Origin of the sequence: Erythrobacter neustonensis (genome assembly GCF_001663175.1) — a bacterium.
GTDB lineage: Bacteria > Pseudomonadota > Alphaproteobacteria > Sphingomonadales > Sphingomonadaceae > Erythrobacter > Erythrobacter neustonensis.
Genome location: NZ_CP016033.1, coordinates 1,161,702 through 1,185,219 on the forward strand (window position 1 = coordinate 1,161,702; position 23,518 = coordinate 1,185,219).

18 protein-coding genes are annotated in these 23,518 nt (G+C 66.3%); 7 read left to right on the forward strand and 11 right to left on the reverse strand.

Annotated features, from left to right (window positions below):
- Nucleotides 1-24: 24 nt before the first annotated feature.
- Nucleotides 25-417: a VOC family protein gene (locus A9D12_RS05510; protein WP_068353747.1), complete on the reverse strand. Its 393-nt coding sequence runs from the start codon at nt 415-417 to the stop codon at nt 25-27.
- An 81-nt stretch (nt 418-498) separates the two neighbouring features.
- Nucleotides 499-2,319, reverse strand: a complete 1,821-nt coding sequence (locus tag A9D12_RS05515) for an aminopeptidase P family protein (RefSeq protein ID WP_068353752.1) — start codon at nt 2,317-2,319, stop codon at nt 499-501.
- 137 nt (nt 2,320-2,456) lie between these two features.
- Between A9D12_RS05515 and A9D12_RS05520 the strand changes: the two genes are divergently transcribed.
- Complete coding sequence (locus A9D12_RS05520) at nt 2,457-4,697, forward strand: S9 family peptidase (protein WP_082925407.1); 2,241 nt, start codon at nt 2,457-2,459, stop codon at nt 4,695-4,697.
- Here A9D12_RS05520 and A9D12_RS05525 read toward each other — a convergent pair.
- Nucleotides 4,669-5,328, reverse strand: a complete 660-nt coding sequence (locus A9D12_RS05525; protein WP_068350405.1) for a hypothetical protein — start codon at nt 5,326-5,328, stop codon at nt 4,669-4,671. The genes A9D12_RS05520 and A9D12_RS05525 overlap by 29 nt on opposite strands.
- Before the next feature lie 99 nt (nt 5,329-5,427).
- Between A9D12_RS05525 and A9D12_RS05530 the strand changes: the two genes are divergently transcribed.
- Nucleotides 5,428-5,820 carry an acyl-CoA thioesterase gene (locus A9D12_RS05530; protein ID WP_068350406.1) on the forward strand — a complete coding sequence of 131 codons (393 nt, stop codon included), beginning with the start codon at nt 5,428-5,430 and terminating at the stop codon, nt 5,818-5,820.
- Between the two features lie 120 nt (nt 5,821-5,940).
- Here the strand turns inward: A9D12_RS05530 and A9D12_RS05535 are convergent, their stop codons facing one another.
- Nucleotides 5,941-7,683 (reverse strand): sensor domain-containing diguanylate cyclase, encoded by a 1,743-nt coding sequence (locus A9D12_RS05535; RefSeq protein WP_068350407.1) that lies wholly within the window; start codon nt 7,681-7,683, stop codon nt 5,941-5,943.
- Nucleotides 7,684-7,923: 240 nt separating this feature from the next.
- Here A9D12_RS05535 and A9D12_RS05540 point away from each other — a divergent pair, with 240 nt between their 5' ends.
- From A9D12_RS05540 to A9D12_RS05550, 3 genes are all read left to right on the forward strand, one after another.
- Entirely contained in the window at nt 7,924-8,988 is a 1,065-nt protein-coding gene (locus A9D12_RS05540; RefSeq protein WP_068350408.1) for a substrate-binding domain-containing protein, read from the forward strand.
- A gap of 118 nt (nt 8,989-9,106) precedes the next feature.
- Entirely contained in the window at nt 9,107-10,258 is a 1,152-nt protein-coding gene (locus A9D12_RS05545; RefSeq protein WP_068350409.1) for a DUF2157 domain-containing protein, read from the forward strand.
- Nucleotides 10,255-10,812, forward strand: coding sequence for a GDYXXLXY domain-containing protein (locus tag A9D12_RS05550; protein WP_068350410.1), 558 nt, complete (start codon nt 10,255-10,257; stop codon nt 10,810-10,812). Before A9D12_RS05545 ends, A9D12_RS05550 begins: the two co-directional genes overlap by 4 nt.
- 1 nt (nt 10,813) lies before the next feature.
- Here the strand turns inward: A9D12_RS05550 and A9D12_RS05555 are convergent, their stop codons facing one another.
- The 5 genes from A9D12_RS05555 to A9D12_RS05575 all read right to left on the reverse strand — a co-directional run bounded on the left by A9D12_RS05555 (nt 10,814) and on the right by A9D12_RS05575 (nt 17,071).
- Complete coding sequence (locus A9D12_RS05555) at nt 10,814-11,725, reverse strand: sugar-transfer associated ATP-grasp domain-containing protein (protein ID WP_068350411.1); 912 nt, start codon at nt 11,723-11,725, stop codon at nt 10,814-10,816.
- On the reverse strand, nt 11,718-12,890 hold the full coding sequence (locus tag A9D12_RS05560) for a 7TM domain-containing protein (protein ID WP_068350412.1): 1,173 nt from the start codon (nt 12,888-12,890) through the stop codon (nt 11,718-11,720). Before A9D12_RS05560 ends, A9D12_RS05555 begins: the two co-directional genes overlap by 8 nt.
- 1 nt (nt 12,891) lies before the next feature.
- Entirely contained in the window at nt 12,892-13,794 is a 903-nt protein-coding gene (locus tag A9D12_RS05565; RefSeq protein WP_156522800.1) for a hypothetical protein, read from the reverse strand.
- 181 nt (nt 13,795-13,975) lie between these two features.
- Complete coding sequence (locus A9D12_RS05570) at nt 13,976-16,429, reverse strand: DNA translocase FtsK (protein ID WP_068350414.1); 2,454 nt, start codon at nt 16,427-16,429, stop codon at nt 13,976-13,978.
- Between the two features lie 84 nt (nt 16,430-16,513).
- The gene (locus tag A9D12_RS05575; RefSeq protein WP_068350415.1) at nt 16,514-17,071 is read right to left on the reverse strand and encodes a thiamine phosphate synthase; all 558 of its coding nucleotides are present in this window, start codon (nt 17,069-17,071) and stop codon (nt 16,514-16,516) included.
- Here A9D12_RS05575 and A9D12_RS05580 point away from each other — a divergent pair.
- Nucleotides 17,070-17,735, forward strand: coding sequence for a YggS family pyridoxal phosphate-dependent enzyme (locus tag A9D12_RS05580; protein WP_068350416.1), 666 nt, complete (start codon nt 17,070-17,072; stop codon nt 17,733-17,735). The two genes, A9D12_RS05575 and A9D12_RS05580, sit on opposite strands and share 2 nt — an antisense overlap.
- Complete coding sequence (locus tag A9D12_RS05585; protein ID WP_068350417.1) at nt 17,732-18,202, forward strand: hypothetical protein; 471 nt, start codon at nt 17,732-17,734, stop codon at nt 18,200-18,202. Before A9D12_RS05580 ends, A9D12_RS05585 begins: the two co-directional genes overlap by 4 nt.
- A 96-nt stretch (nt 18,203-18,298) precedes the next feature.
- Here A9D12_RS05585 and A9D12_RS05590 read toward each other — a convergent pair whose 3' ends face one another.
- Together A9D12_RS05590 and A9D12_RS05595 are read right to left on the reverse strand one after the other, a co-directional pair.
- A complete protein-coding gene (locus A9D12_RS05590; RefSeq protein ID WP_068350418.1) occupies nt 18,299-20,635 on the reverse strand; it encodes a TonB-dependent receptor in 2,337 nt (778 codons plus the stop codon).
- A gap of 115 nt (nt 20,636-20,750) precedes the next feature.
- A complete protein-coding gene (locus A9D12_RS05595; protein WP_068350419.1) occupies nt 20,751-23,510 on the reverse strand; it encodes a [protein-PII] uridylyltransferase in 2,760 nt (919 codons plus the stop codon).
- Nucleotides 23,511-23,518 lie beyond the last annotated feature (8 nt).

Consider the following 23,518-nt stretch of genomic DNA (forward strand, 5'->3'; position numbering starts at 1 on the left):
GCGCTGCCAGCGCCCGCGCGCACTTCAGCCTTCGGACTTGTCGGGTGCGACCATGCAGAAGGCGTTCAATTTGTTGCCATCGGGATCGCGGAAATAGCCTGCGTAAAACCCGTCGCCGCCGCGCGGTCCGGGCGCGCCTTCACAGGTGCCGCCATGCGCGATCGCGGTGTCATAGACCGCGTGGACTTCTTCGGGGGTTTTCACCTCCAGCGCGACCATCACCCCGTTGCCCACCGTGGCCGGCTGGCCATCGAAGGGCACGGTCGCGGCGATCCCGGCCGCGCCGCCGATTTCGCCCCAGGCGATGAAGCTGTCGAATTCCATCATCCGTCCCAGCCCGAAATGCGCCGCGACAGCATCGTAGAACGCCGCCGCGCGCGGCAGATCATTGGTGCCGAGGGTTACGTAGCCGATCATGCCCATGCTCCGATTCTGTGATTCGATGTCCGGAACAATACAGGAACAAAGCCATTCCAACAAGCGTGCGGCGCGCGTTTCCTACAGCGGCTGCGTTTCGCGTTCGAGCCAGGCCAGATCCTCGCCGCCGAGCCGCGGGCTGAGCAGTTCGCGCACCTTGGCGTGGTAGGTGTCGACCCATGCGATCTCCTCGGCGGTCAACAGATCGCGCGCGATCAGCTTGCGGTCGAGCGGGACGAAGGTCAGTGTCTCGAACCCGAGCCAGCTGCCTTCCTGCGCGGGGATGGCGCGTTCCTCGACCAGCACGAGGTTTTCGATCCGGATGCCGAAGGCGCCCGGCTTGTAATAGCCCGGCTCGTTCGAGAGGATCATGCCCGCGTGCAGTTCCTGCCCCGTGCCCGCCTGCCCGCCGCCCGGCTTGGCGATCCGTTGCGGGCCTTCGTGCACCGCAAGGAAGCTGCCCACGCCGTGGCCCGTGCCGTGCGCGTAATCGACGCCCGCTTCCCACAGATATTGCCGCGCGAGCACATCGAGCTGCGCGCCGCAGGTGCCTTGCGGGAAGACCGCGCGGGCAAGCTGGATATGGCCCTTGAGCACGCGGGTGTTGCGATCGCGCATTTCCGCCGAGGGTTCGCCCGGGCCGATCCAGACGGTGCGGGTGATATCGGTGGTGCCGCTGCCGGACGCGCCGACATATTGCCCGCCCGAATCGACGAGGTAGATCGACGAGGGCGGGATCGGGATATTGCTGTCCTCGCCCACTTTGTAATGCGGCAGCGCGGCATGGCCCGCGGCGGCCGAGATCGTATCGAAGCTGAGATCGCGCAGGCCCGGGTCTTCCTCGCGAAAGGCTTGCAGACGTGCTGCGGCGGCGAGTTCGTCGACCTCGCCCGAGGGCGCGGTCATTTCGAGCCAGCGCAGGAATTTCGATACCGCCGCCCCGTCGCGCGCCTGCGCGTCGCGCTGGCCTGCCTGTTCGGCCGGGTTCTTGACCGCCTTGGCAAGGATCGTCGGGTCCTGCTTGAAGGCGAAGCGCGCGCCGCCGCTGCGCAGGCCCTGCGCGATGGCGACCACCGCAAAATCAGGATCGAGCGCGACGCTCTTGCCTGCAAATTCGCCTGTCAGCGCGCCTTCGAAAGCGGCACGGTCGCGCACCGTCACCGCGTTGCCCAGATGGCGGGCAAGCTCGGGCGTCACCTTTTCGGGCGCGATGAACAAGTCGGCGCTGCCGTCCTTGTGCGCGATGACATAGGACAGCGCCACCGGGGTGTGCGCCACGTCGCTCCCCCGGATGTTAAGCAGCCATGCGACCGAATCGAGCGCGGGGATCACCACCGCATCATGGCCTTCGCGCGTCAGCCAGTCGGCCACCGCAGCGCGCTTTTCCGCCGAGGAGCGGCCTGCGTGATTATCGTCATGCGGCAGCGCCGCGGCGGGCGAGGGCGCGGGACGATCGGCCCACACCGCGTCGATCGGGTTGCCTGCCGCCGGGACCAGCGTGATGCCCTTGTCCGCGACGCGCTTTTCCAGCGCCTCGACAAAGCCCCAGGTGTGCAGCCAGGGATCATAGGCGATTTTCGCGCCGCTTTCGCACACCTCGCCCAGCCATCCGGCGAGCGTGTCCTTGGGAACGGAGCGGTATTCGAACAGCTTTTCATCGACCTGCTGGCGCACCTGCACAGTATAGCGCCCGTCGACGAAGATCGCCGCGTGGGTCAGCGTGACGCAGGCAAACCCCGCCGATCCGCCGAACCCCGTCAGCCAGCCAAGGCGCTGGGCATAATCGCCGACATATTCGCTCATGTGCTCGTCGCTGATGGGGACGATGAAACCGTCATGCCCGCGCCGCTTCAATTCCTCGCGCAGGGCAGCAAGGCGGGCTTCGTGGGTTTGCATCAGCATCGTGTCGATCCTTTGGCCCTGCGCCAAGGCTTGCCGCGCAGGATTGTGGCAGTAGAACCGCCATCATAGGCCCTGCGCGCGCGTCTTTCCACCCGCCTGCACAGCTTGCGGGGCCGCGAGAGGGGACATAATCGACCATGCTTCGTCCGATCAGCCAGCTGGCTCTTGCCACCGCACTTGCCGCCACCACCTTTTGCGCGGGCGCGCATGCCGCGTCTGCCCAGCCCAAGGATTCCGCTTCCGTGACCGACACGCCCACTTCCGCTGCCTCTGCAACCGCCATCAAGCCCCCGGTCGCCCAGAAGCGCCCGCACACCTACACCGTGCACGGGATCACGGTCGAAGACCCCTATGACTGGCTTTACGACAAGTCCTATCCCACGGTCGACGACCCGCAAGTGCTCGACCACCTCAAGGCCGAGAACGCCTATTTCGAAAGCCAGATGGCGGGCCAGAAGGCGCTGACCGAAGCCCTGTTCACCGAGATGCGCGCCCGCATCAAGGAGGACGATTCGACCGTGCCGCAGAAGGATGGCGATTACATCTACTGGTCCGAGTTCGAGGAAGGCGCGCAGTATCGCAAGCATTGGCGCAAGCCCGCCGCCGGCGGCCCGGACGAACTGCTGATCGACGAGAATGCATTGGCCGAAGGCCATGAATATTTCAGCCTCGGGGCGGCCTCGATCAGCCAGAACGGGCGCTATCTTGCCTATTCGACCGACACCAGCGGGGGCGAGCGTTACACCGCGCGGATCAAGGATCTGGCCACCGGCGAGCATCTGCCCGACGTGATCGAGAACCTGCGCGGCGGGCTGACCTGGGTGATGGGCGACACCGCGCTGGTTTATGGCCCCTCGACCGAGGAATGGCGCACGCTTGAGGCCAGGCTCCACGTGATCGGCACGCCCACGGACAGCGATGTCACGCTCTACAAGGAGGAAGATCAGTCCTTCGGTGTCGGCACCGGGCTTTCCGCGCAGGAAGACTGGCTGATCATCGCCACCGGCGACAACGAGACGAGCGAGGTGCGCCTTGTCCCCGCCGCCAATCCCACCGCCGCGCCGATCATCGTGCGCCCGCGCCAGAAGGGTGTCGAATACAGCGTCGATGTGCGTGATGGCGAATTGTGGGTGCTGACCAACGACGATCACATCAACTTCCGGCTCGCCAAGGCGAAGCTCGACGCCCCCGGCGAATGGCAGACCGTAATCGCGGGATCGGACGATTTCTATCTGACCGATTTCGACCTGTTCAAGGGCTTCTTCGTCACCGAAGGGCGGCTGGGCGGGCTCGACCAGATTCAGCTTCGGCAATATGCCGACCCGGCAAAGATCACCCCGATCACCTTCCCCGAGCCCAGCTTTGTCGCAGGCCTTGGCAACAACCCCGAATACGACATGGACGTGCTGCGGCTGTCGTATCAGTCGATGGTGACGCCGGGGACGGTCTATGATTACGACGTTGCGACCGGCAAGCTGACGACATTGAAGACGCAGGAAATCCCGAGCGGTTATGACGCCTCGAAATATGTTTCCGAACGGCTGACGATCACCGCGCGCGACGGGACGCAGGTGCCGGTCAGCGTGCTGATGCGCCGCGACCGCGCGGACATTCTGAAAAAGGCCGGGATCGAAGGACCGGGGCCGCTGCATCTCTATGCCTATGGTGCCTACGGCTATGCCGTGCCGCCGGGCTTCTCGACCTCGCGGCTGTCATTGGTGGATCGCGGCTTCGCCTATGCGATCGCGCATATCCGCGGCGGGGATGATCTGGGGCGGCGCTGGTATCTGCAGGGCAAGCTGTTCGAGCGGACCAACACCTTCAACGATTTCGTCGATGCCGGGCGCGGGCTGATCGCTGCGGGCTACACCGCCGAAGGCAAGGTGACCGCAAGCGGCGGTTCGGCGGGCGGCGAGTTGATGGGCGCGGTGATCAATCAGGACCCTGCGCAATATGGCGCGGTGGTGGCCCATGTGCCCTTCGTCGATGTGGTCGGCACGATGCTCAACGAGAAGCTGCCACTGACGCCCGGCGAATGGCAGGAATGGGGCAATCCCATCACCGACAAGGCGGCGTTTGCCTATATGCTGTCCTATTCGCCCTATGATCAGGTGACCGCGAAGGCCTATCCGCCGCTGATGGTGACGGCAGGCCTCAACGATCCTCGCGTGACCTATTGGGAGCCTGCCAAGTGGGTCGCCAAGCTGCGCGAGCTGAAGACCGACGACAATCTGCTGCTCTTGAAGACCAACATGGGCGCAGGCCACGGCGGGCAGTCGGGCCGCTGGAACGCCTTGAAGGAAACCGCGGAGGAGTTCGCCTTCATCCTGTGGCAGATGGGGATGGCGCCTAAGGGCGATCAGCCTGCGCAAGAGTGACCAGCGGCGGCGGAAGCGAGACGTTGTAGCGGATCGCTTCGGCCGCAAGCAGGCTGACGATGCTTTCCATTTCGGGGCTGAGCATCGCCAGCTTGAGGTAAAGTTCGGGCGATGAACGGATCAGGCCGAAGCCCGCTTCCTCGCCGAATTTGGGGATCGGGCCGCTGGGCAGCGGAGTCTTGTCGAGGAACGGGGTGATCTGCCACACCATCCCGACCTTGCGGCTGTTGAAGATCGCCGACAGGCGCCCGTGGTCGCTCGCCAGCAGGACAAGCGGCATTGCCGCAAGATAACGGCAGGCCGCCACCGCGCCCGCCCGGTCGCGCAAGGAGATCGCACCCTCCAGCCAGCCGAGCGTGCGGCGCAAGTCCTCACGGCTGGCATAAGCGGCATGCGCGAGCAGCCAGTCATAGCCCTTGAGACTGGCATTCCAGCGGCGCGGATCGGCGGCGACTGCGGTCCAGAAGAAATCGACCGCATCGGCAATCGGCGTCACCGCGCCGTTTTCGGCCGTGAACGCGCCTTCGGGAATGAGGATGAAGCTCTTGCCCTTGCTGCCTTCGGGCTGGCGATATTCGAACGACGGGCGAAAGCCGCGTTTCCTGCGTTCTTCGCCCTCGTCATCGGGCATGGGGTGCTCCTTTCACGCGCCTGTGCGAAAGGCAGGATAGGGGCAGGCGTGCTAACAAGTGCTTGCGGCAAGGGCGCCGCAGCCGTTACGCGGTTGGCCATGGCCAACACCTTCACCCGCACCTTCCGCGCCGAGCCACAACACATCGACGAACTCGGCCACGTCAACAACACCGTGTGGGTGCAGTGGATCCAGGACATGGCGACCGCGCACTGGGATGCGGCGGCACGGCCCGAGGATCGCGAGGCGTTCTTCTGGGTCGTGATCCGGCACGAGATCGATTACCGCGGCAATGTCTCCGAGGGGGCGCAAGTCACCGCAACGACATGGATCGAAGGCGGCGCGCAGGGCGCAAAATCGCTGCGGCGGGTGGAATTCACCGATGCGTCCGGCAAGCGCCTCGTCAGCGCGGCGACCACATGGGCGATGATCGACCGCGCGACCGGGCGCCTTGCCCGCGTGCGGCCCGAAGTGCTTGAGGCTTTTCTGTAGAGAGGCAGACCTCCCGCCCCGCCTCCCCACCCGGCCACCAATAGTACCACTATGTTATGATGGCCGGGTGGGGAGGCGGGGTGGGAGGTCTACGCCGCCGGCAGGGCGGCCAAAGGCGAGCTAAGCCGCCTGACCCCGTCCGCTCTGGCGCGATCCAGGCGGTTTGCGAAACACGGTCAGGCGTTCATAGGACAGGCGGTTGCGGCCCGATGCCTTGGCTTCATACATCAGCGCGTCGGCGCGGGCATAAAATTCGGCAAAGGCCATCTTCTGTAAGCCAGCATCGCCGACCCGCACCACGCCCATGCTGGCGGTGACCGGCAGGTCGAGGCCGGGGACATCATTGGCGATACGGATCGGGATCGCCTGTCGCAGGGCTTCGGCGCGCTCGATCCCGCGTTCGCCGCGCAGCAGCACCACGAATTCCTCGCCCCCCAGCCGCACCGCCACCGTGTCCCGGTCGCCCGCGGCGCGCAGTGCGGTCGCGCAGGCGATCAGCGCGGCATCGCCGACCTGGTGGCCGTGCAGATCGTTGATCGCCTTGAACCGGTCGAGATCGACCAGCGCGAAGGTATCGAAGCCCTGCGCCAAAAGCTCGTCGAACCGCGCCTCGATCGCGCGCCGGTTCATCAGGCCCGTCAGCGGATCGCGGGTCGACAGGTGTTCGAGCATCCGCGCCTCGGTCAGCGCGGCATCGCGTTCGCGCCGCAGCGCCAGGAACCGGTCGGCGATCGCAAGGCTGATGACCACCACCTCGATCCCGATCGCGACATAGAGCATCTGGTCGAGCGTGGAGGAACCGACATGCCAGCCCAGTCCGCGCAGCCAGCGTTCGGTCGAAGCCGCGATCATCGGCAGCCAGGCTGCCGCGACATAGCGCGCCGAACGGCTGCCGCGCGACACCGCCTCGATCACCGCGCCCGTCAGCACCGCGAGACACGGCACGAAGGCGATGAAATAGGCCGCATCGTCGAAGCCTTGCGTGGCCGGCAATTGCAGGCCGAACAGGCTGGGCACGATGATCGTGAACCAGCCGGTCGCGCGGGTCAGATTGCGCATCGCGGGTGATTGCGCGCCGCGTTCGAGGAAGGCGTGGACGAACAGCAGCGACAGCCCGCCGCCCACCGCATAGGACACCGCGCCGACCACCGCCATCACCGGCAGAGGGATCGCCGCGAAGGCCGATGCCAGCCCGCCGGCGGTCAGCACGTAAAGCATCATCGCGCTCACCAGCCCGGCATGGAGCAGCACGAACCGTTCGCGCAGCACCACGAAAAAGCTGATGTCGAACAAAAGCGGCAGGATCAGCATCCCGGCGACGAATGCGAGCAGCATCATTTCGGACTGCGACCATTCGGCGCTGCCCGGATCGTGCGTGATGCGGGCCTCGGTCAGCAGCGGGACCGAATGCGGCCCGGCGATCTCGACCAGGAGGTGGCGGGTGTCGCGGGTGACGTCGGGCAGGCGCAACTGGAACACCGGACCCGACGCAAAGGGTGCGCCTTCGGCTTCGCTTCGGCGCACCGAACGCACCGCGCCATCGGTATCGACCGCGTGGAATGCGATGGTGTCGTACCGCGATATCCGGCTGTAGAAGTAGCGCGGCAGCTTTTCACCCGCCCAGGCGCGCGCATCGAACCTGAGCCAGACGGCGGGCGCGCCCGAATCCCAGCCGCTGTCGTCGCAGATCCATGGCCCGCGCGCGTCCATCTTGCGGGCATCCGCTCCCGCCGCGCTCGCTGCATGGCACGCCGGCGCAAAGCTCGGCACGGTGTGATCGTCCGCCGCTGCCGGTCGGGCAGCCAGCAGCATCGCCACCGCAGCGATCAGGCCAAGCCGGAAGAAGAGGCGCAGGAACTCCATTGCCGCCGCGCTTAGCAGGCAACCCCTTACCATGCTGTTAAGGCTGAATTCGCCTTCATCGGAAACCGACGGTTTCTCAACGCTTTGTCGCACCGACGGCAAAACGTTGCGGGCTTGCGCCGAAATGTTGCGGCGAGGGGTCATATTGCAGTCACACAGGTGTCACGAAACGCTTCTAACGCAGCCGCCGGAAGCCGGTTGCCCAAGCGCGATCGGTTCAAGCATTTATCGGGAAACACCATGGCCTATCGCATTGCAGCAGTTCTCAAATCCGGCGCCGCTCTGGCGCTTGCCGCCACCACGCTTGCCGCCTGCGGGGACACGGGCGGCGGTTCGGCGGCGCAATCGGTGCACGCGGTCGGTTCCTCGACGGTCTATCCCTTTGCCAAGCTGGTCGCCGAGAATTTCTCGCGCAGCTTCCCCGATATGCGTTCGCCGCTGATCGAATCGACCGGGACGGGCAACGGCATCCAGCTGTTCTGTTCAGGGCTAGGCCCCAACACCCCGGACATGGTCAATGCCTCGCGCCGGATGAAGCCGGCCGAATTCGACAGCTGCGCGAGCAACAAGGTCGACGAGATCATCGAACTTCAGGTCGGTCTCGACGGGATCGCCTTTGCTTCGGCCAAGGGCGGGATCATGCTCAACCTGACGCCCGAAACCGTTTACAAGGCGCTGGCAGCCCAGCCCTATGGCAAGCCGCAGACCGCCAAGACCTGGAAGGATGTCGACCCCGCGCTGCCGGCCGAACCGATCGTGGTCTATGGCCCGCCCAGCACCTCGGGCACGCGCGATGCATTGAAGGAACTGATCCTCGAAGCCGGCTGCAAGGCCGACCCCGCGATGAAGGCGCTGAAGGACAGCGACGAGGACAAGTACAAGCAGATCTGCACCGAAGTGCGCGACGACGGCGCCTATGTCGATCAGGGCGAGCAGGACAATCTGGTGGTCCAGAAGATCCAGGCAAATCCCAAGGTGGTGGGCATCTTCGGCTTCTCCTATCTCGAGGAAAACCTCGACAAGGTGCAGGACCTGCCGATGAACGGGGTCGAGGCGACTTACGATAACATCGCCAGCTTCGCCTATCCCGGCGCGCGCCCGCTTTATGTCTACATCAAGAAGGCGCACATGCGCGCGATCCCCGGCCTTCAGGATTACATGAAGGAATGGGTAAAGAGCTGGGGCAAGGACGGCCCGCTCGCCAAGATCGGGATGGTCGCGATGCCCGCCGACACGATGACCGCGAACGCGGCCAAGGTCGATGCGATGCCGGTGCTGACCAAGGCCGAACTCGAAGCCAAGTAAGCGCGCGCGCCTGATCGCGCCGACATGAAAGCGGCCGGCCCTCCCGGGGTCGGCCGTTTTTGCTTTGCGGGTGCGGGCGTGTTGCAAGCCGCGCCTGAAACGCTCTAGGCTGCACGCCATGAGCGCACGCAAGATCGTCCAGTGGCACGAAGCCGGCGTGATCGACGCCGCGACGCGCGATGCGCTGCTTACCTACGAGGATGCCCATGCCCGCCCGCTGCTGTTGTGGGCGGTGTGGGGGATCGGCGCGCTTGCGATCGGGCTTGGCCTTGTGTCGGTGGTGGCGGCGAACTGGGAGGAAATTCCGGGGCTCGCGCGCCTTGGTTTCCATCTGGCGCTGATCGCCGGATTGCTGGCGCTGCTGTCCGTCCGCGAGGAAGCGCTGGCGGCAAAGTCCCCTTGGGCGACCGAGGCGCTGATGTTCGTCGCCGCGGCGCTCGGCCTTACCTTCTTCGGGCATTTGGGGCAGGTCTATCAGACATCCTCGCCGCTGTGGCAGCCGCTTGGCTTGTGGCTTGCGCTGTTCGCGCCGCTGCTGCTGCTGACCGGGCGCGGCTGGCCTGCCGCGCTGGCGCTGGTCGGGGGGGCGGCGTGGACCGCGTGGGAGTATGTCACCCACATCACCGCTTACGGCGATACCCCGGGGCTGGGAACCGCGTGGCGCTTGTGGCTGGGCGTCGTGGCTGCCTTGCCCGCGATCCTCGCGCCGGCGGGCGGATGGATGCGCGCGCGCAGCCGGCGGCCCGATTTCTGGCAGCGGCTGGAGCAGATCGCGCTCGCCTATGCCGCCGCGCTCGCCTCGCTGGCCTGCGCGATTGCCAGTGCGGGCGGTTTCGGCGGCGGGGGCTGGCCTCGAGAGGGAACCGCGAGCCTTGCCTGCGGGGCGGTGATCGCGCTTGCCGGGGTCGCCCATCTGGCTGCGCGCCCGGGCCGGTCGGGGCAGATGACGGGGGCGATCCTGTCGGGAGCGGGTGTCGTCATCGCCCTCGCCGCGGCCGCAGGCGAGAGCACCGCCTTTGCCGCGCTATTGTTCTTCATGCTGTGGGCAGGCATTGCGGCCGCCGCGCTGGCCGCGTCATGGCGCGGCGTGTTCCAGCTGGCGGTCGCCGCAATCGCGCTGCGGCTCATCATCCTCAGCTTCGAACTCGCCGCCGATCTGCTGACCAGCGGGTTCGGGCTGATTTTCGCCGGCGTGCTGATCCTTGCCGTCGCCTGGGCTGCGGTGCGGGTATCGCGCCGATTCGCCCCTGCTGCGGAGCGCGAGGCATGATCCGCACCGCGCGCCTTGTCGCCGCACTCCTGCCGATCGCGGGTCTCGCAGCCCTATGGGGCATCAGCGACCGCACCTTCCGTTCGGGCACCGAATGGGAGGTGCCGATCCAGGGATACGACCCACGCGATTACCTGCGCGGGCATTATGTCGAGTTTTCCTACGACTGGCCGGGGCTCCCGCAAAGCGACATCGTTCCGTCGGCCCTGTGCCTCGAAGGCGAGGCGCCGACGCTTGCGCGGGTCAGCGCAATCCCGGCCGACCAGCCTTGCGGCGCCTATTGGGTGCGGTCGGACAGCAGCGGCGTTTACGGCTGGGACAGCCTCAACCGGGGCCGCCTCTACATCGGACAGGTGCGCGCTGCCGAATTGCAGCGCGAATTGCAGAACCGCGACCAGCGCGGGATCGTGACCATCCGCCAGCGCGAAGATGGCAGCTTCACCCCCGTCGCGATCCGTTTCCGCCCGCTCACCCCCGCCGAGATCGCCGAACGCGATGCGCTGCGCGGCGAAGGTTTCGATCCGCTCGGCCCGCCCGCGGTGATGGGGCAATAGCTCAGCGGAAATCCTCCCCCGTTGCGGCGATCCGCGCCTTGAGGCCCGCCTGGCAGATGTTCTGAATCTCGATCCCCGGGTGGGCATTGACCTCGATCACCAAGGGCCCGTCGTTCACGTCGAGCACGATGTCCGCCCCGCAATAGCCGAGGCCCACCGCCGGCCCGCAGCGTGAGGCGAGTTCGAGCACCCGCTTCCAGCCCGGAATCTCGAAGCCGATCAGGTTGACTCCGGTATCGGGGTGATGGGTGATCGGCACGCCTTTCACCACCGCGCGGGTGATGCAGCCGGTTTCCATGTCGATCCCCGCCCCGATCGCGCGCTGGTGGAGGTTGGCCTTGCCATCGCTCTCGATCGTCGGCAGCCGCACCATCGCCATCAGCGGCGTGTGGTGGAGACTGATGACGCGCAGATCGGGCAGGCCCTCGGGCACGATCCGCGACAGCGCGGGGTCGGCGATGATCAGCGGTTCGATCAGCGCGGCGTCCTCTGCCGCCGAATCGCCCGAAAAGCCGCCGTCGACCACCTTCTGGATGTGGTGCATCACCATGTCTTCGGGCAGCGGCGCCCCCGATCCCTTGAACCACGTGTTCCCCTCGCGCCGCACCGCGAGCAGGATGCCGTCGCCCTGCGATCCCCTCGCAGGCTTGATCGCCCAGGCATCGGGCATGTCGCGGCTGGGCTTGAAATTGGCGACCTGCTGGTTGTCTTCGAGCACCGCGACGGTGCCGGTGCAGGAAATTCCCGCCGCCTCCAGCGCGCGCTTGGCCGCCACCTTGTCGCGCGCGCGTTCGATCGCGTGGCGCGGATTGTATTTCTGGATCAGCGCATTGCGCATGTTGATGCCGAGCACCTCGCCCCCGGTGAGCGCATTCTCGTCGAGCCCGAGCCAACGGCCGAGCGCGCTAAACATCGTCCACCTTGCGGATCACCCAGGCGTTGTGGATCGGCGGGCGTGCTTCGGGCCAGCCATCGGTGCAGTCCGCGAGCATGCGCCCGCCCGATGCGACAAGGCGGGGGCGCGCGCGCATTCGATATTCGGGGAGTGGTTGCGGAACCCGCCGGCGCGCGCCCGCCATCAGCTCTGCCGCCGAACCGATCACCCACATGCCGCGCACCGGGCGTTTGTGCCGTGCCATCGCGGTCAGCACCATGGCGTGATTGCGGTGCAAAGGAACCAGCGCAGGCTTGCGGTAGGGGGCAAGCGGGCGCGCCGCCACGCGGCGCGTGTTGGGCGCGCCAACGCGGCGATCATGCTCCACCCCTTCGGGAAGCGGGTCGGCCCGCGCGGCGCGCGCCTTGCGCCGTCGTTCGAGCCAGATCGGCGCGAACCGCCCGATTTCGGACAGGCGCAGGCCGCGATACCGCCCGAGCAGCGCAATCGCCACCGCCGCGGTCGCGGGCATCAGCAGCGGCGACCATTCGATCAGCGCCATCGCGAAATCGGACACCATCACGAATTCGATCACGATCGCCAGAACGAAGGTGTTGGCCGCCATCTTCGCCGCCGGTTTCGCCCCGTCCTTGCCCCACTGCTTCCACCAGCGTTCGACGCACAGCGCGCAAACGATCACCGGAAAGGCATCGACCTGAAGATTGGTGTCGAGCACCATCTGCAAGGCGACCAGCACCAGCACGATCAGCGAAATCAGCACGCCCAGAAAGCCCACGCGCGTCATCCGCAGCTTGAGCAGACCGGGGGTGACGATCATCCCGACCAGCACCGAGGAACACAGCACCACCGGCCCCATCACCGGCCCGATCTGCAGGAAGGCGAGCGCGATCAGCATCGGGGTGAACAGACCGAAGGCCTTGAGCCCGATGAAGCTCCTCGCCAGCACCACCAGGAACGAGCCCAGCGGCAGCACCATCAAGAGGTTCGACGGCTTCAGCCCCCAGATCGCCTGCGAGGCGGCGACACCTTCGAAGGTCGAAGGCAGCGCAACGAAAGTTTCGGTATTGGCGACCCCGAGGCCGACCAGAACGGCAAGCACCACCGCCACCGCCAGCCCGATGTAGAACGGGCGGCGGACCTGCGGGGTTGCGTTTGCCCAGATCTGGCCGACGCGGGCGATCATTTCAGAACACGCGGCCCACCGACAGCGTTAGACGATAGCCTTCGCGCTCGCGCGCGGCCTCGTTGCTGGAAAAGAAGATGTATTTCGCCTCGGCCTCGATCCGCCATGGGCCGGGCCACCATTGCAGCTCTAATTCGGGGACGGTCTGGCGGTCGCGCCGCAGCGCGCCATTGTCGGCGATGCGGCCATCGAAACGGGTGCGGATCACCTCGACCGCCGGGCGCAGGCGCAGGTCCTTCGCAACCGGGCGGGTGTAGGCGACGCCGGCCGATTCGCGCTCGTATCCGCGCCGCGGATCGTCCGAGCGGATCGCTTCGCTGCGAAGGTCGAAGGCGAGGTAGTGATAGGCGCCGAAACGGCGGCGGTATTGCGCATCGATCCTTTCGCCCTCGCCCGTGGTCGGGGGAGCGGCCACGCTGTCGTATTGCCGTTCGCGCCATGTGCCTTGCAGGCGGAAACGGTTGGCGCGCGTAGGCTCGAAGGTGGCACGCGCGGAGTATTCCCAGGCATCGGTATCGGCCGCCTCTACCGTGACCAGATCGTCGTAACGGCGAAGCTGCGCCTGCAATTCGAAACTGCGGGTGAGATCGTGCTCGATCGCCGCGGTCAACCGGTCGCGCGACACATCGGCGCGCCCCTTGCCGAGGCGGAAAACCTCGATCCGGTCGGCTTCGACGCGGACGCGGGTGCGCTTGCTTTCAAGCCCGAGGCTCGCCTGCCCGCGCACCGACAGCGCCTCGCCTTCGACAACGAGGTCTTCATCGCGGGTGGTGGATTGCGCGCTGACAGCCTGAAACTCGATCCGCGCGGCAGGTTCGAGCGTCCATCCGTCTTGCGCGCAGACCGGACCCGCAACCAGCGCGCAAACCGCCGCAAGCCACAAGGCGGCGCACTGCGCACGCACATATCGCGCCATCGTGTTTAACATCGTTGACTAACCCCCGTTTACCATGACGGTTTACGGAGGCTGATCTTTAGAAAATACTAACCTTGATTACAAAACCCGGGGGTTATTCCGGCAGGTCGGCCATGTCGTTGTAAAACCGTAGTTCGTTGGGAGGCGGCGGGTTCAACCATCCTCCTGGTCAGAGCGGATTGCCATCCTTGTCGCGGTAGATCTCGCGGCGACCCACATGGTTGGCAGGGCCGACGAAACCGTCCTCCTCCATCCGTTCGATCCATTTGGCGGCGGTGTTGTAGCCCACGCCCATCTGGCGTTGCAGCCAGCTTCCCGATGCCTTCTGGTTTTCGAACACGATCTGGCAAGCCTGCCGATACTTGCGTTCCTCGGGGTTGTCGGACGCGGTCAGTTCATCATCGAAGCCGAACCCGCCGAAGCCTTCCTCGGGTTCCTCGGTGACCGCATCGACATATTCGGGCGAGCCCTGCGCGCGCCAGAAATCGGCGACCGCCTCGACCTCTTCGTCCGAGACAAAGGGCCCGTGGACGCGCACCATCGCGCCGGTGTTGGGCTTGTAGAGCATGTCACCCTTGCCCAGCAGTTGTTCTGCCCCCTGTTCGCCAAGGATCGTGCGGCTGTCGATCCGGCTGGTCACCTTGAAGCTGATCCGGGTCGGCAGGTTGGCCTTGATCACGCCGGTGATGACATCGACCGACGGGCGCTGCGTCGCCATGATCAGGTGGATGCCCGCCGCACGGCTCTTTTGCGAGAGACGCTGGATCAGTACTTCGATTTCCTTGCCGATCGTGACCATGAGGTCGGCCAGTTCGTCGACGATCAGCACGATCTGCGGCAGCGGCTGGTAATCGAGCTGTTCTTCCTCGAACAACTGCTCGCCGGTTTCGGGGTCGAACCCGGTCTGCACCCGGCGGCCCAAAGGCTTGCCCTTGGCGATCGCGGCGCTGACTTTCTCGTTGAAGGAGTTGATGTTGCGCGAGGAAATCGCGCTCATCATCCGGTAGCGACGCTCCATTTCCTCGACCGCCCATTTCAGCGCGCGCACGGACTTGGCCGGCTCGGTCACCACGGGCGACAGCAGATGCGGGATGTCGTCGTAGGTCTTGAGTTCGAGCACCTTGGGATCGATCAGGATCATCCGCAGTTCGGACGGGGTAAAGCGGTAGAGCAGCGAAAGCAGGATCACGTTCAGCCCGACCGACTTGCCCGATCCGGTGGTGCCCGCGACCAGCAAGTGCGGCATCGCGGCAAGATCGGCAATCACCGGTTCGCCCGCGATATCCTTGCCCAGAATGATCGGCAGATTGCCCTTGGCATCGACGAAATCGGCCGCCGCGGCGAGTTCCTTCAGCATCACCGTCTGGCGATCCTGGTTGGGCAGTTCGATCCCCATCACCGTGCGCCCGGGAATGGGCGAGACGCGCGCGGAAATCGCGCTCATGTTGCGGGCGATGTCTTCGGCAAGGCCGACCACGCGGCTGGCCTTGATGCCGGGCGCGGGTTCGAGTTCGTACATCGTCACCACCGGCCCGGTGCGCACCGCGGTAATTTCGCCCTTCACATTGAAATCGTCGAGCACGTTTTCGAGCAGGCGCGCGTTGCGTTCCAGCGCCAGCTTGTCGAGCTTGGGCCCCTTGTCGGTCGGCGGTTCGGCAAGCAGGTCGAGGCTGGGCAGGTTGAAGGGCGCGAACATGTCGCGCTGCGCGGTCTTGCCGCTGGGCGCGCGCTTGGGCGGGGCGGAAGGATCGCTGATTTCGGGCGCGCGGCGCGGGGTTTCCTCGAGCGCGGCGGGCGGGGCGACGATCGGCGTCCTGGCAGCACGGCGCGGGCGCGCAGCGGCGTCTGCGTCAGCTTCGTCCTCGTCATCGGCATCGATCCCGCCGGCATAGCCAAGCGCAGGCGCCGTGCCGGGGCGCTCGCTGCGCAGGCGGCGCATGAGGCCCGCAAGGCTGCCCCCGCCGAGGAAGTCGGGCAGGCTCATCAGCACGCGCCAGTCGATCGCGAAGATGCGGGTGAGCAGCGCAACGCCGGCGGCGAGGCTGACCAGCGCGAGCCCGAGAATCACCCAGCCTTCGGCGCTTTCCCCGAACCGCGCGGCGACCGCCCGGATCGCGCCCGCGCCGATCAGCCCGGACAATCCGCCCGATTGCGCGGGCAGCGTTCCGCCCGGCCCGTCGAACACCAGCGCAAGCACGGTGGCGATCAGCGTCATCGCAAGCAACAGTAGCGCGGTCGGCATCCACCACGCGGTGGTTTCGGGCTCGTCGCCATTCTCGACATCGCGCCACAGCTTGCGCGCGCTGACATAGAGCAGCGGCAGCAGCAGCACGCCCGGCAGCCCGAAGATCAACAGCACACGGTCCGCCGCCCACGCGCCCGCCGCGCCCATCCAGTTGGCGACTTCTGCCGGGTCGGCTGCGGTCGAGGGGCTGGGATCGGTCTGGGTGTAGCTCGCCAGCGCCAGCGCAAGGAAGACGCACGCACCCAGCAACAGGCCCGCACCGCTCATCTGGAACGCGCGGCGCAGCGAACGGCGCAGGCCCGCGCGCCATTCGGCGTCGGTCTGGCGGCCGGCGGGTGGGCGGGCGGAAGTGACGGATGGGGCCGCGCGGGTGGCCATTTCGGGGGAGTCTCCTGTGCGGAACACACCATGAATCCTGACAGGTTCAGGGTCAAGGAAAGAGCGATGAACGGACGGCGCCTACTAACTCAGCCCGTCGATGGCAGCCCAGCGCGGCCAGTCAAGCTGGCTTGCGCGCTGCGCGGTCATTCCGCCCAGCGCGATGACGGGTGCAGCGGCCTGAGCCGCGAGTGCGCGAAAGCGGGCTTCGCCAAGGCAATCTGCGCCGGGGTGCGAGCGGGTCGAAAACACGGGCGACAGGAAGATGCCGTCGGCGCCCGCGCTGTTGGCGAGCGCGATTTCGTGCGGATCGTGCGCGGTCGCGAGCCGTAGCAGGCTACAGGGTTCCCCCAGCGCTGTTGGCGGGCCGTAAATGCCATCCGCGCCCCAGTCCTGCGCCAGTGCCGCGCTGCCCGACAGGATCACGCAGTGGCCGTGCGCCCGCGCGGCTGCGGCCAAGGTTGCAAAGCGCTCGCCGCGCTCGGCGGCGCCCAGATGATAGTGCCGGAACACGAAGCCACTGCCGCGCGGAAGCCGTGCAAGCGCGCTTTCAAGCGCGGCATCGTTGCGCGCATCCGATATCAGCCACAGGGCGGGGAGGGTCTTTGCGCGGGCCACCTTGGCGCTATAGAGCGCAGCCATGGAAAATACAGCCACCCGCCTCGCCGACATTCATGCCAATATCGCGCGCGCGTGCAAACAGGCACGCCGCAAGCCCGAAGACGTGACGCTGATCGCGGTGAGCAAGACCCACGAAGCGCCCGCGATCCAGCCGCTGATCGATGCCGGCCAGCGCGTGTTCGGCGAAAACCGGGTGCAGGAAGCGCAAGGCAAGTGGCCCGCCTTGCGCGAAGCCCATCCCGACATCGCGCTGCACCTGATCGGCCAGTTGCAATCGAACAAGGCCGAAGAAGCCGTGGCGCTGTTCGACGCGATCCATTCGCTCGACCGGCCGAGCCTGCTGACCGCGCTTGCCCGCGCGATGGACAAGGCCGGGCGGCAGGTGCCCTGTTTCGTGCAGGTCAATATCGGTGACGAGGCGCAGAAGGGCGGGTGCCCGATCAGCGAACTGCCCGCGTTCCTCGCCGAGGCGCGCGCGGCAGCCATTCCGCTCGCCGGGCTGATGTGCATTCCCCCCGCCGACACCGAGGCCGCGCCGTTCTTCGCCTATCTGGCGAAGCTTGCCGCGGATAATGGCGTGGCCGGCGGCCTCAGCATGGGGATGAGCGGCGATTACGAGACCGCGGTGATGCTGGGCGCGACCCATGTGCGGGTCGGCAGCGCATTGTTCGGCGTGCGGGGATGAAACCCGCGGCCGCGCGGATCGCGGATTTCGCCGCGCGGTGGCAGGCGCGGCTGAATGCGGGCTCGGGCAGCGTGCGGATCGAGGCGCGCGTGCCGGTGAATCCGCCGCTGCTCCACACCGCCCGCGCCGATGCGTTGATGACAGAGCTTGACCTTCTTCCCATCGGCCAGAACTGGGAACTGCTCGATACCGAGGCGGCGCCCGGCGATCCGCGCGCCGCGCTCGGGAGCCTGCGCGATGCGTTTGCGGCCGACATGGTGAAGCCCGGCACGCCGTGGCTGGGCGAGGCCGACGCGCTGACGATGGGCGCGGAGTTCCTCGCCTGCTTCGATCCGGCAATCCGCCAGATCGTCACCAACCGGATGTATTTCGGCTGGAACCCGGTCACCGATGCAGCCTTCGAATGGGCCTTTGTCGCGTTCGATGACCAAGCGACAGCGCTGCTGCTGGCGACGCACGCGGACTGACACGCAAAAAGGGCGCCCCGTTGCCGGAGCGCCCCTTTTTCTTGTGGCAGATAGGCGAGGACGATCGCCCGCAAGGGGGCGACCGCTATCACGTCATCAGAATTCGAACAGCGCTTCGATACCGATGTTCCGGCCGCGCATCAGCGGCGAGAAGGTGCCGGCACCCGGACGCTGCTGGAAGGGCTGCTGCACGCCGTCGGACAGCGGGCCGCCGAAGGGAACCTGCGTATCGCCGCCTTCCTGCACCTGGTCGATCAGGTTGCGACCATAGACCGACAGCGTCAGGCCATCGACCGGGGTGGTCCAGCTGATGTTGGCTTCGAGGTTGCTGAGGTCGTTCAGCCAGCCGAAGTTGTCGTCGGTGTAGGCCGCGCGGTCGCGATACTGGTAGTTCACGCGGGTCAGCAGCGCGCCGCCGGTGCCAAGGTCGAGGTCGTGGATGAAGCCCACGCCGACGGTGACCGGGGGAACGCGCGGCAGCGACAGGGCAAGATCGGCATCGGTGATGCGGCCATCGCCCGAAATGTCGAACAGCACCCGGTCATAGGCGGCATCGGTGATCCCGACGTTCGCGCTGAAGGCGAGCGATTCCGACACGCGCATGCGCGCTTCGGCTTCGAAGCCCTTGATCGTGGCATCGGCAGTGTTGAGGATGTTCTGCACCACGCCCGCGCCCGGATCGGCGAGGTTCACTTCGCGCTGCATGTTGCCGACCTTGGTGATGTAGCCGGCGACGTTGAGCGTGAACGAGCGGTCCATTGTCTGGAACTTGCCGCCGATCTCGTAGTTGTCGACCTTCTCTTCGCCGAAGCCCAGTTCGCCGGTGGCGGCAAAGGCGCGGTTGAAGACGGCGACGTTGGTGATGCGGAAGTTGTAACCGCCCGAACGGTAGCCGCGGCTCCAGTGGCCATAAAGCTGGCTGTTGGCCCATTCATACTGCGCGCCGACCTTGGGCGACAGGTTGCGGAACCGGACATCGTCGGTGAAGCCGGCGGTTTCGGTCGCCGGGTTGAACGGCTGCGTGCCGGTCGGGCAGGTGCCTGCTACCACCGAGCAAGGCGCGCGCGGCGTGACGTAGGTGACGGCCGCGTCCTTGGTTTCCTGGTTCCAGCGCAGACCGCCGATCAGCGAGAAGCCATCGGCGATTTCGAGCTGCGCATTGGCGAACACGCCAAGCACTTCATGCTCCTGACGACCGCCGCCGTAGAACACGGGGGGACGCAGGTTCACCGGCAGATCGCGGCGCAGTTCGCGGCTCTCGTCATAGGCGAGGTTCTGCTTGAAGTAGAACCCGCCGAAGGTGAGGTCGAGCGCGCCGGTCGAGATCGCGTAACGCAGTTCGTTCGAGATCTGGTCCTGATCGGTTGCGGTGTTCGAGTGGAACAGGAAGCGCGGGGTCGCGTCGATGTCGCCGCGGGTGGCGGCCTTGTAATCGCGATAACCGAACACGTTGGTCAGGGTGCCCGCACCGATGTCGAGCGTCGCGGTGAGCGAGCCGGTCCAGATTTCGTTGGCATAGAAGCCCGGCTCGTCGATCGACAGGTCGTAGCTGTTGCGATCGAAGAAGCCGCGGTTCTGTGCGGCCGGGCCGTCGCCGTCGCTTTCGAAGTAGTCGAGCTTGCCGAGCAGCGTCAGCGCGCCGAGGCGGGCTTCGAGGGCGCCGCGGAAGATCTTGGTTTCCGCTGCGCCCTGGTTTTCGCCGTTGAACAGGTTGGTGAAGTAGCCTTCGTCCTTGTTGTAATAGGCGCCGGCCTTGAACAGCAGCACGTCTTCGATGATCGGGCCAGAGAGCACGCCGCTGACGGTGTAGTTGGCGCCGCCGCGGCCGCCATCGACCAGCGGGCCGTCGACTGCTGCGCGGAACTTGCCGCTGAAATCTTCGGTCGGGTTGCCGGTGTTGATCACCACCGCGCCGCCGGTCACGTTGCGGCCGAACAGCACGCCCTGCGGGCCGCGCAGGATTTCGACGCTTTCAAGGTCGAACAGGTCGAACACGACGCCGCCGTTGATGCCCAGATAGACGCCATCGACGAACACGCCGACGGTCGGGTCGATCGAGGGGATCGAGGAGTTGATGCCAAGCCCGCGGACGGTGAAGTTGGCGGTGCCGCGGCTGGTGCCGACCTGGTCGAGGCTGACGGTCGGGGCCTGGAACGACAGACCCGAAATGTCGCGGATCTTGTAGGCTTCGAGCGTGCCGGCGTTGAACGCGGTGACGGCCAGCGGCACGTCCTGCACGTTTTCAGCATCCTTGGTCTTGGTGCCGGTGACGAGGATTTCGTTGATCTGGTCGAGCGCGCTGGTCGAGGTTTCCTCAGCCGGGGCTTCGGCGTCCTGCGCGGCCGCGGCGAAGGGGGCGAGGGTGGCGGCCGAGAGCAGCAGCGCCAGCTTGCCGAGCCGCAGGCGGCCCGACACGGGGGATGCGATTGTCATGAAGTAACTCTCCCTGAGTTGAGGGCCGCTGCCTAGGCAATACGTTTTGCCAATGCAACCTATCGCACACTCGGCTCGCCGCAGCGCATTTGCCGCTGTGGTCAGAAAGCCACGCTCAGGCCTTTTCCAGCTGTTGCTGGCGCTGGTCGCTTGCGGCGGCAAGCAACGCGGCCTCGATCTCGGCAAGCCGGTCGGGCGCCTTGATCTTCGATGCGGTCAGATCGGTCACATAGAAGGTATCGGCGGCGGCCTCGCCATAGGCGGTGATATGCGCCGAATGGACGATCAGGTTGGCCTTGTACAAGGCGTGCGCCAGCCGGTTGAGCAGCGCCGGGCGATCGCGCGCGGTGACTTCGATCACGGTGAAATGGTTCGATGCGTCATTGTCGAAATCGACCCGCGGGGCGACATCGAACGCCTTTGCGCGCGAGTGCGCCAGCGGTCGCGCGGCGAGTTTCGGCACCAGTTCGACCTGCGCCAACAGCGCGTCGCGGATGCCCTTTTCGATGCGCGCCATCTGGCCCGCTTCGCGGAAGGGCTGGCCATTCTGGTCCTGCACCAGAAAATTGTCGACCGCATAGCCGCTGCGCGCGGTGTGGATCCGCGCATCGATGATGTTGGCGCCGGCCAGATGGATGCCGCCCGCCATGCGGTAGAACAGGCCCGGATGGTCGGCGGCGATCACGCTCACCCGGGTCGCGCCGCGGGTCTCGTCGACCTCGCAAGCGATCGACAGCTGGTTCTTGCTCGCGATCGCGGCGTCGTATTGCACGAGATTGCTGGCGATGATGTCTTCGGGTTCGGCGATCCAGTAGGCATCGCCAAGCTGCGCGCCGATGGTGTCGACCAGATGATCGGCATCGCCCAGCAGGCGCTGGACCGCGTCCTTCTTCGCGGTGACGCGGCCTTTTCGGCCATTGCCCTTGTGGCCCAGCCGCAGACGTTCCTGTGCGGCATCGTAAAGCTCGCCCAGGAGCTGGCCTTTCCAGCTGTTCCACGTTCCGGGGCCGACCGCGCGGATATCGACCGCGGTCAGGATCGCCAGATTGCGCAAGCGTTCGAGGCTCTGCACCTCGGTGACGAAATCCTCGATCGTCTTGGGGTCGGTCAGGTCGCGTTTCTGCGCGGTGCGGCTCATCAGCAGGTGTTGCAGCACCAGCCAGGCGACCAGATCGGTTTCCTTCTCGTCGAGGCCGAAGCGCGGGCCGAGCTTGTAGGCGACATCGGCGCCGAGCACCGAATGGTCGCCCCCGCGCCCCTTGGCGATATCGTGCAGCAGCACCGCGACATACAGCGCGCGGCGCGAGGCGAGCTTGGGAAATTCGCGGGTGGCGCGCGGATGGTCGCCGGCAAGCAATCCGCGCTCGATCTGGCTGAGCAAGCCGATCGCCCGGATCGTGTGTTCATCGACGGTGTAGTGGTGATACATGTCGAACTGCATCTGCGCATTGACCCGGCCGAAATCGGGCACGAAGCGGCCGAACACGCCCGTCTCGTTCATCCAGCGCAAGCTCGTTTCGGGGTCCTTCCTTCCGCTGAGCAGATCGAGAAACAGCGCATTGGCGCGGCGGTCGCGTCGCAGCTTGCCGTCGATCAGCTTGGCATCGCGCCCGGCCTGCCGCATGGTTTCAGGGTGGATTTCGAGCCCCTCGGCCTCGGCCAGCTGGAACACCTCGATCAACCGCACCGGATCGGCGCGGAACCATGCGTCGCCCGGCGCGCGCAGCCGTCCGCCTTCGACGATATAGCCCTTGAACATCCGCGGGCGCTGCGTCCAGCCGGCGAAAAAGCCTGTGCGACTGCGCTTTTTCGCCATTTCCTCGTCGAGGTGGGCAAGGAACACGCCGGTCAGGCTGCCGACGCGTTTCACCTGCATGAAGTAGTATTGCATGAAGCGTTCGACCGCGCTTTTGCCCGGGCGATCGGCAAACTGCATGCGTTCGGCCACCTGCCGTTGCAAATCGAAGGTCAGCCGGTCCTCGGCGCGGTCGGTCAGGATGTGCATGTGGCAGCGCGCGGCGAGCAGAAACGCCTCGGCGCGGCGGAAGGTGCGATATTCGTTCTGCGTGAACAGCCCCACATCGACCAGTTCGGCGGCGCTCCCGACGCGGTGGACATATTTGCCGATCCAGTAGAGCGTCTGAAGGTCGCGCAGACCGCCCTTGCCTTCCTTGACGTTGGGTTCGACGACATAGCGGCTGTCGCCCATCCGCTTGTGACGGGCGTTGCGTTCGGCCAGTTTCTCGGCGAGGAACTGGCGCTCGCTTCCCTTGACGACTTCGTTCCAGAAGCGGGTGCGCAGCTCTTCGTAAAGCGCCTGTTCGCCCCACACCAACCGGCTTTCGAGCAGCGCGGTGCGGATCGTCAGATCCTCGCGCGCCATGCGGATCGTATCCGCGACCGTGCGGCTGGAATGGCCGACCTTGAGGCCGAGATCCCACAGCAGGTAGAGCATCGTCTCGATCACCTGCTCGCACCACGGCGCGCGCTTGCCCGGGGTGATGAAGGCGACATCGATATCCGAATGCGGCGCCATCTCGGCGCGGCCATATCCGCCCACCGCGAGGATCGCGAGCCGTTCGGCCTGCGTCGCGTTGGGGACGGGGTAGAGGTGGGTGGTGACGTGATCGTGGATCACGCGCAGCAACTGGTCGATCAGGAAGCTGAACCCGGCGGTAACCTCGTGCCCGGCAGAGGGCGTCTCCTCCAGCCGGTGGTTCAGTTCCCTGCGTCCTTCGTCCAGCGCCGCGCGCAGCGCCGCGACGATCGCCGCGCGCGCCGACGCGCCGCCCGCCCCGTGCAGCGCGGCGATCTGTTCGGCCAGCGCCCGCCGGTCGATGATCGCACGCTGCGAAGGGACGCGGCGGATGGTCACGCGGGCGC